Genomic DNA, 8596 nt, shown 5'->3' with positions numbered 1-8596 from the left:
GCGCGATGCCGCCAAGCTGTGGGCCTCGCTCACGGAGGAACGCGGCGTGGCCGGTCGCGACGCGATCTGGCGGCACCCGGACCTCTTGCCCGCGGCCGAGGACCTCGATGATCCGACGGGCTTCAGCGCGCGCCGGTCCGCGGCCGAGGCGCAGGACACCGAAGTGGACGCCGCGCTCGAGAAGCTGCTCGCGGGCGGCTTCGACGAGCCCTCGGATGAAACCCCGAGCAAAGGCGGCGGGGAGCCGAAGAAGGGCCCGGAGGACGGCTCGAAGGACGACGGCGGCCTGGGATCGGCCTAGTCGATGTCCTCGACGACTTGGCCGTACGGCACCTTCTCGTCAAGATGGGCCTGAAGGACGTGGGGATCGACCACGACGCGCACGCCCATTTCGGCGTCCGCGGCTGACTGGAGCAGGACAGGGCGCACCGTCTCGATGAACTCCTCGTCGCGGCCCTCGAGGTACTTCTTGTAGCTTGCAGGAAGCTCGACCATGGCCAGATTCTAGGCCGCGCCCGTCCCGTCGTTAAGGCCCCGCGCCGTGGCGAACGAGACGCCCTCGAGGAACGCCTTCGCCTCCGCGACCCGCGGGTAGGCCGCCACGTGGGACCAGAACTCCGGAGTATGGCCGGCGACGAGCAGGTGCGCGAGCTCGTGGACGATCACGTAGTCGACGACCCACGACGGCATCCCCTCAAGCTGATGCGAGAGCCGAATGCTGCGATCCGACGGCGTGCACGAGCCCCAACGCGAGCTCTGGTTCGTGACCCAGCGGACGGATCCTGGCCGGGCACGACCCCCGAGGTATTGTGCCGAGAGCTCGAGCGCGCGCTCCATGAGTTCCGCGTCGCTCCGCCGCCCGGCCCGACGCGCGGAGCTTGACTCGAGGCGCTCAACCATGCGCCCCACCCAATGCTCTTCCTCGGCCTTGGTGAAGCGGGCCGGAATGGCGACGACGGCGGTGCCCCCCTCCCAGAACGCGCTCACTGTCTTGCGTCGCCTCGCCGAGCGGCGAACCTCGACGGGAGGTCGCTCTGGGTTGCTCAAGCTTTCACTCCCCACCGTGCCCCTCCCCACCGTGCCTCTCCCCGTGGCAGGTCCCATCCCGTCACGTCCCGCCGCGTCAGGCGCCACGGAGCAGCTCCAGGACCGCGCCGCCGTAGCGTTCGAGCTTGGCCTTGCCCACCCCCGCGACCTTCGACAGATCCTCGAGGCTCGCCGGCTTCGCCTCCGCTATCGCCGTGAGTGTCGCGTCGGTGAAGACGACGAACGCCGGGACGTCGGCCTCGCGCGCCTGCTCGAGGCGCCACGCGCGAAGCGATTCGAACGTCGCCTCGTCGTACGTCGGCGGGCAATCGTTGCACCGGCCCAGCTTCCGCTCGGCCCCGGTTTCGAGCACGGTGCCGCACACCCGGCACAGCGCGGGGCCCTTGTATTCGCGACGGCGGCGGGACGAGCCGCCGCCGGCTGGCCCCGCCGTCGTCCGCAATGAACCCGGACGCAGCCCGTCGAGGAAGCGCGACGGACGGCGGTGGGCGCGCCCTCCCGGGGTGCGCGCGAGCGACCACGAGAGGTGCAGGAAGTGGCGAGCTCGCGTGATGCCGACGTAGAGCAGGCGGCGCTCCTCGTCGACCGTGACTGGGGTGTCCGCGAAGGAGATCGGGACGAGGCCCTCGCTCAGACCCACGAGAAACACCGCGTCCCACTCGAGGCCCTTGGCCGCGTGGAGGGACGCGAGCGTGACCCCCTGGACAGCGGGGGCATGCTGGGACGTGGCCCGTTCCTGGAGCTCGAGCACGAAGTCCGCCATTCCGAAGCCCTCTCCGCGGCTCGCGGACAACTCGTCGGCGAGCGCCACGAGGGCCGATAGCGACTCCCACCGCTCGCGCGTGGCGCCGCTGCCGCTCGGGGCGACGTCGGCATAGCCAAGGGAGGACAAGACGTCCCGGACGGACTGCCCGAGCGCCACGCCGTCGGGCTGGGCGCGCGCGGCGGTGCGGAGTTGGAGGATCGCGTCCCGCACTTCGCGCCGGTTGAAGAAGCGTTCCCCGCCTCGCAGCTGGTAGCCGATGCCCGCAGCGCTCAGCGCCTGCTCGAACGCCTCGGACTGGCCGTTCGTGCGGAACAGGACGGCGACGTCCTTGGGCTCGGTGCCGGCCGCGACAAGCTCGCCGATGCGCTTGGCGACCGTGGCGGCCTCGGCCTCGTCGTCCGCGCACTCCGTGAACTCCGGCTCAGGGCCCTGCGGCCGCTGGGCCACGAGCTGAAGCGGCTCGGCCCATAGCCGATCTGCCGCGGGCCCGCCGCTCCGCCGGGAGCCGAGGAGCCGGTTGGCGAGCTGGACCACCTGGGGCGTGGAACGATAGTCGCGCACGAGCTTCACGAGCGTGGCATCGGGGTACCGCTTCCCGAACTCGAGGAGGTGCGCCGACGTCGCGCCGGTGAACGAGTAGATGGTCTGGCTCGCGTCACCCACAACACAGAGCTCGTCGCGGCCGCCGAGCCACAGCTCGAGCAGCCGCTGCTGGAGCGGCGAAACGTCCTGGTACTCGTCGACGACGAAGTGCCGGTACTGCTCGCGGACCTGGGCGGCGACCTTCTGATCCTCCTGGAGGATGCCGACCGTGATGAGCAGGACGTCCTCGAAATCGATGAGGTTCCGGTCCACCTTGACGTCTTCGTACGCTTGGAACAGCCTCGCGACCGTGGGCGGCTGAAGGCCGCCCGGCTCGCCGCGGCCCGCGGCGCCCTCGAGATACGTCGAGGGCGTGAGCATCGACACTTTGGCCCACTCGAGCTCGGACGCGAGGTCGCGGATCGCCGCGCGGTCGACCGTGAGGCGCAGCCGGCGGGCCGACTCCGCGATGGCCTGCGCCTTGTGCTCGAGGAGGCCAGGGAGCTGCCCGCCCACGGCCTGGGGCCAGAAGTACTGGAGCTGGCGCAGGGCCGCGGCGTGGAACGTCCGGGCCTGCACTCCCCCGGCCCCGAGGTCGCGGAGGCGGCCGCGCATCTCCGCGGCGGCCCTGGCGGTGAACGTCACGGCGAGCAGTCGTTGCGGTTGGAAGGCGCCCGTCTGCACGCCGTACGCGATGCGATGAGTGATGGCGCGGGTCTTGCCCGTTCCGGCGCCCGCGAGCACGCACAGAGGGCCCTGCAGCGTGGTCGCGACCGCACGTTGTTCGTCGTCGAGACCGCCGAGGAGCCGCTCCTCGAGGGACGGTGCTTCGCCCGCCATCAACGCACCGCGGCCGCGGCAGGCTCGGCGATCGGCCCGCCGTTCCAGTGCTCGATGAGGGCGCGCGAGATCGACGCCGTGCTCGGAAGCGTGACCTCTCCGGACGCGACGGCCGACTGGAGCTCCTCCCGGTCGAACCAGCGAGCCCGCACCACCTCCTGGCCGTCCGGCCGCGCCACAGTGTCCTCGGTGCGCGCTGTGAAGCCGAGCATGAGCGACGCCGGGAATGGCCACGGCTGCGAGCCCAGATATTGGCACTCGGTGACCCGCACGCCGACCTCCTCGGCGATCTCGCGCACGACCGCCTGCTCAAGAGACTCGCCCGGCTCGACGAAGCCCGCGAGGGTGGAGAACATCGTGGAGCGCATGCGCGCGCCACGGCCCAGCAGCACGCGTCCGTCGGGCCCGACCACGGTGACGATGATCGCCGGGTCGGTACGCGGGAAGTGCTCAGAGGCGTCCACGGGGCACACGCGCACCCAGCCGCTCATGACGACGTTGGTCGCCGCGCCGCAGCGAGGGCAGCGGGGATGCGTCTCATGCCAGTTCGCGATCGCGTTGGCCTCGAGCACGACGCCCGCCTCGAACGGGTCCATCGATGGACCCACCTCGCGGAAGCCTGACCAATGGGTGCCCGAGGGCAGGAGCCCTGCCCCGGGGCCCGCGGGCTCGGACATGACGCCGGCCACCGGCTCGACGGGCTCGGGGAGGACGACGAGGACGACGTCGGAGCCCGCTGCGTTGGCCAGCCCTCCGTGCACCCCTGCGAGCACCCCGCTGATTCCCGTGGGCCCTTCGGGAACGCGGCCCAGATAGATGACGAGGCCTGCGAGCCACTCTCGCGGGAGGTCCGCCGTCGGCAGAGCGATGAGTGCTTCTCCGTTCATCGCTGCTCGGCGCTGCGAGAGCAGGATGGCGAGCGTGCTCGGATCGCGCAGCACGCCCGGAAGGAACGAGGAGTCGGCGCGTTCCTCGTTCCGCCGGTCCAGAGCGGCCGGCTGGACGGGCAGCAGATCCGGCGAGAGCACGCCGGCGGCCGGGCCGGTTCCGTTGCCCCGAACGCCCGCGGACAGGCCTCCCCCGTGGGGCTCGAGGGAGGCGTGAGCGGGCGGGTTGTCGCGCACGGTGTCGCGATCGGGGACTGAGGTCATAGTCCTACCGTACTGAGCCGCACCGACAGTCGCATGCGCGGGCCTCTCGTTGTGGACAGCTCGGGTGTGGGGACACGCCGCGCGGGGCCGTGATCCGCCCGCCCATGCGGGCTACCGTGGGCAAGGTGAGACGTACCCCCATGGAGCTAGCCGCCCTGGCGACCGCCGCGGTGCCCGGGCTCGAGCCCGTCGCGGTCGGGTCGTCGCCCGACGACGCGACGGACTTCGATTCGGCCCTCATCCGGGGTGCCGACGGACGCAGCTGGCGCGTACGCTCCCCGCGTGGCACGGAGGCCAGCGCCCGCCTCGAGACCGAGGTGCTCGTGCTGCGGGCCTTCGGGCCGGCCGTCCGCGCCGAGCTGCCGTTCCAGCTGCCCGCCGTCGCAGGCACCGTGCGCATGGACGGCCTCACGACGTGCGTCTACACGCATCTTGCCGGCTCGATTCGTGAGCTCGGCGATCTGGCCCACGGCGGCCCGCGGCTTGTCCGCGACATCGGCAGCGCGCTCGCCGCGGTTCACGCCCTCCCGCACTCGCTCGTCGACGGGGCCGACCTTCCCGCGTACTCCGCAAACGAGTTCCGCCAGCGCCGCCTCAACGAGCTCGATCAGGCCGCCACGACAGGCAAGATCCCGCCCGTGCTGCTGCGACGATGGGAGAACGCGCTCGAGGACGTGAGCATGTGGCGGTTCAACCCGACCGTGGTCCACGGAGATCTGCACGAGGACAATCTCCTCGTCGACGACGGGCGCATCACGGCCGTGACGGGTTGGACCGATCTCCGGGTCGGGGACCCTGCCGACGATATCGCGTGGCTCGTGGCCTCGAACGAGCCCGAGTTTGTGGACACTGTGGTCGCCGCGTACCACGAGGCGCGCCAGGAGCCGGTGGACCCCCACCTCCTGCGCCGCGCCGCTCTCGCGGCGGAGTTCGCGCTCGCCCAGTACCTCGTCAAGGCCTTGGCCCTCGGCGATCGGGGCGCTGCGGCTGACGGAGAAGACATGCTCTCGCAGCTTGCCTCCGACATCGAGGCGCAGGACGCCGCCGATGCCGCCGAGCGCGAAGAGGCGGCCCGCGAGGCCGAGGCCCGGCAGGCGGCCGCCCACGCGGCGGCACAGCAACTCGATACTCCGACCGCCGCGACGCCGATCGTGCCCCAGCCTGAGCGCGCGCCCGGCCAGCCCATGGTGCCAGCGCAGCCGGCTCAGGCGCCCTCGCAAGCCCGGCCGACAGAGTCTGAGCAGCCCACCGCGCCGAGCGAGCCACTCACTCCCTCCAGGCCCGTCGCTCCCCGGCCCATCGTGCCGGTACGGCCACCCGAGGTCGAGCCGCCCACCGACGCCATCCCGGTCATTGGCGTGCTGCGCGGCGACTCCCACGAGGGGTAGCCACCCGGGTGGCGGGGGTAGCCACTCGAGCGCTGGGGGTAGTCACTCGAGCGCGTTCGCGATGAGCCGTTCGAGCTCCGCCTCCCCTGCGAGCCGTTCGGGCCGAACGATGCGCCCGTCCGCGAGGTAGAAAAAGGCTGCCGTAACCTGACTCAACGGCACTCCGTGAAGTCGCGACCACGCGAGCCGATAGACCGCGAGCTGGACCGCGCGCGCTTGGGCCTCGCGTCCGCTCGGGGCGCGGCCCGTCTTCCAGTCGACGAGGTCCCAGGTCCCGTCAGCGTCGCGGAATACGGCGTCGATGCGTCCGCGGACGACGACGGGCCCCACCCGGGTCTCGATCGGCACCTCGATGAACGCCGGGTTCCGATTGGCCCACCCCGAGGCCCGAAATACATCGACGAACGACTGCAGCTCGTACGCCTCATCGACAAATTCGTCGGCATGATCAAGCCCCTCAAGATCGAGCATGGCGCTCTGGGCGTAGTACTCCTCAACCCACGCGTGGAAGGCGGTGCCCCGGCGCGCCGACACTCCCGGACGGCGCGGGACGGGGCGCCGAAGCTGTCGCACCACGGCCCCAGCGTCCTCGCCGAGCGCCACCAAGGTCGAGGCGGAGACGTGTTCAGGCAGCCTGACCCCGGAGCCGTCCTCGGCCCGGGAGCGCTCGGCGAAAAGCAGATCCGCCTCGCGTGCCCACGCGGCGGCGCGCGGCGAGAGTCCGCTTGGCGGCTGAGGTTCTCTCAGCACATCAGCTGCGATGGTCGGCGCAGCCCCGTTCGATGGTGCAGCCCCGTTCGACGGCGCAGCCCGGTTCGACGGCGCAGCCCCGTTCGACGGCGCAGCCCCGTTCGGCAGGGTGTTGCCCATGGGGCCTTCGGACTGATCAATCGCGGCGAGCACGGCCGCGGCGGCCCGCTCGAGGGGCTCCCGCCGGCCGCGGGTGAGGCTCCTCCGACGCCCGGTTGCGGCATCGAGCGGTCCCTCGAGCGGGTCGTAGGGCCACACCGAGGCCTCGGGCTCAGCGTGGAGCGGATTCTCGTCGGGCAGCTCGCTGTCCTCGACCCAAGCCGCCACTTCGAAGCCGTGCTCTGCGGCCGCGTCCCGGAGCTCCGCGAGGAAGGGCGAGGAAAGCATCGGCTTGGCGCGGCTCGCCGACCACGCAGAGCCGGTCGCGACGAGCAGCTCCTTCGCGCGCGTGAAGGCCACGTACGCAAGGCGACGCTCCTCGCGCTCGGCGTGAGCGTCGGCGTCGTCCGAAAAAGCCCGTTCGGCGTCGACCCAGCTCTTCTGATCGGGCTGGTCGGTGTCCCATTGCGGCAGTTCGCGACGATCGCCGCGCAGGGGCCACGGAAGGGCCGACGAGCCGCTCGTCCAACGATCGTTGCCGCCGCTGGGGAAGGCGCCCTGGTTGAGCCCGGCGACGACCACAGCGTCCCATTCGAGGCCCTTCGAGGCGTGCACCGTAAGCAGCTGGACCGCCCCAGGAATCGGTTCGCTCGGCGCCATGTCGAGGCCGGATTCCTCCTGGACGGCGGCGTCGAGCCACGAGAGGAACGCCAAGAGTTCGGACGAGGTGGACTGCGCAAGGAACGAGGCCGCGGCCTCCTGGAATGCGTCGAGATTCCGCCGAGCTTGGTGGACGGAGGCGCCGGGGCGGGCCGCGAGCTCGATATCGAGCAGGAGCGACCGCTCGACGTGCGCGATGAGCGTGCCGATCTCGTCCGAGCTGAGGGCTCGGAGCGTGCGGAGCTCGTTGCGCAGCCTGGCCAGGCGTGACAGCCCTTCCGGGCTGATCGACCGGCCCGCCCCTGAAACCCATTCGGGGCGCGGCAGGCGGTCGATCGCCTCGACGAGGCTCGCGGCATCGGCGAGGTCGCCCTCGACGACCTCCTCCTCCGACTTGCCCGGAGCGTCGAGATCCTGCTCGGCGGGCCGCGCCGCCTGGGCGCGACGGACCGCGAGGTGTCTCGACCAGTCCGCGAGGCCCATGAGATCCGCCGGACCGAGCCGCCAGCGCGCGCCGGTCATGAGGCGCATGAGCGCGTCCGACCGGCCAGGATCCGCGATGACGCGCAGTGTGCTCACAACGTCGATGACTTCCGGTGTGTCGAGGAGTCCCCCCAGGCCCACGACCTCGTACGGCACTCCGCGAAGCTCGAGCTCGCGGCGCACGGAGGCGAACTGGGCACGCTTGCGGCACAGGACCGCCATCGTAGGCCGATCCGGCTCGACGCCCGCCCTCCTGGGGGGTCTGGGGCCCGCGCCGTGGCCCAGTGCGACGCCACGCGAGGACGCAAACGCCGCGAGCTCGTCCCCGATGGCCCGGGCCTCCTCAAGCTCATCGGTGAAGCGACCAAGCACGACCCGTCCGCGCTGCGCCGCGGGGCTCGGCTCGAGCGTCCGGACGTCCGCGCGGGCCGCGCCCTGCGCGTACGGAGCGGTGTGGCGCAGGGGTACCGACACGATGTTCGCGGTCGCGAGCACGGAGACGCTGTTGCGCCACGCCGTCGTCAGGTGGCTCACGGCGGCGCGCGCCCTGCCGCCGTCCGGGAGGATCCGCGGGAAGGTCGATGGGAACGTCGCGAGCTGGCCGGCCGAGGCGCCCCGGAAGCCGTAGATCGACTGGTTGGGATCGCCGACCGCCATCACGGAGTGGCCGCCTCCGAACAACTGCGAGAACAGCACGGTCTGCGCGTGGGAGGTGTCCTGGAACTCGTCGAGGAGCACCGCACGGTATTGCGATCTCAAGAGCCTTCCGGCCTCGGGCACGTCGCGTGCGATGCGGGCGGCGAGGGCCACGAGGTCACCGTAGTCGAGCG

At 71.7% G+C, this 8596-nt stretch carries 7 protein-coding genes; 2 read left to right on the top strand and 5 right to left on the bottom strand.

The features are described from left to right. A partial coding sequence (locus ACLN58_RS13975) for a zinc-dependent metalloprotease (RefSeq protein ID WP_415855867.1) occupies positions 1-301 on the top strand: 301 nt, incomplete at its 5' end. Here ACLN58_RS13975 and ACLN58_RS13970 read toward each other — a convergent pair. The 4 genes from ACLN58_RS13970 to nudC form a co-directional block, all read right to left on the bottom strand. Then, positions 298-495: a hypothetical protein gene (locus ACLN58_RS13970; protein ID WP_415855866.1), complete on the bottom strand. Its 198-nt coding sequence runs from the start codon at positions 493-495 to the stop codon at positions 298-300. The genes ACLN58_RS13975 and ACLN58_RS13970 overlap by 4 nt on opposite strands. Positions 496-504: 9 nt before the next feature. After that, a complete protein-coding gene (locus ACLN58_RS13965; protein ID WP_415855865.1) occupies positions 505-1047 on the bottom strand; it encodes a YgjP-like metallopeptidase domain-containing protein in 543 nt (180 codons plus the stop codon). A gap of 76 nt (positions 1048-1123) precedes the next feature. Next, positions 1124-3235 carry an ATP-dependent DNA helicase UvrD2 gene (locus ACLN58_RS13960; RefSeq protein ID WP_415855864.1) on the bottom strand — a complete coding sequence of 704 codons (2112 nt, stop codon included), beginning with the start codon at positions 3233-3235 and terminating at the stop codon, positions 1124-1126. Beyond that, on the bottom strand, positions 3235-4386 hold the full coding sequence (gene nudC, locus ACLN58_RS13955) for an NAD(+) diphosphatase (protein WP_415855863.1): 1152 nt from the start codon (positions 4384-4386) through the stop codon (positions 3235-3237). Before nudC ends, ACLN58_RS13960 begins: the two co-directional genes overlap by 1 nt. A 140-nt stretch (positions 4387-4526) precedes the next feature. Between nudC and ACLN58_RS13950 the strand changes: the two genes are divergently transcribed. Next, a complete protein-coding gene (locus tag ACLN58_RS13950) occupies positions 4527-5774 on the top strand; it encodes a phosphotransferase (protein ID WP_415855862.1) in 1248 nt (415 codons plus the stop codon). Between the two features lie 42 nt (positions 5775-5816). Here ACLN58_RS13950 and ACLN58_RS13945 read toward each other — a convergent pair. Then, on the bottom strand, positions 5817-8596 hold a 2780-nt coding region (locus tag ACLN58_RS13945; RefSeq protein WP_415855861.1), incomplete at its 5' end, for an ATP-dependent helicase.

Source organism: Sinomonas sp. G460-2 (assembly GCF_047759905.1).
GTDB lineage: Bacteria > Actinomycetota > Actinomycetes > Actinomycetales > Micrococcaceae > Sinomonas.
This window is presented reverse-complemented; position numbering and strand designations above follow the sequence as displayed.

Excerpts from the sequence above, each read along its gene's own strand:
- ACLN58_RS13970 (WP_415855866.1), bottom strand. The coding sequence starts at position 495 with ATGGTCGAGCTTCCTGCAAGCTACAAGAAGTACCTCGAGGGCCGCGAC.
- ACLN58_RS13950 (WP_415855862.1), top strand. The coding sequence starts at position 4,527 with ATGGAGCTAGCCGCCCTGGCGACCGCCGCGGTGCCCGGGCTCGAGCCC.
- nudC (WP_415855863.1), bottom strand. The coding sequence starts at position 4,386 with ATGACCTCAGTCCCCGATCGCGACACCGTGCGCGACAACCCGCCCGCT.
- ACLN58_RS13960 (WP_415855864.1), bottom strand. The coding sequence starts at position 3,235 with ATGGCGGGCGAAGCACCGTCCCTCGAGGAGCGGCTCCTCGGCGGTCTC.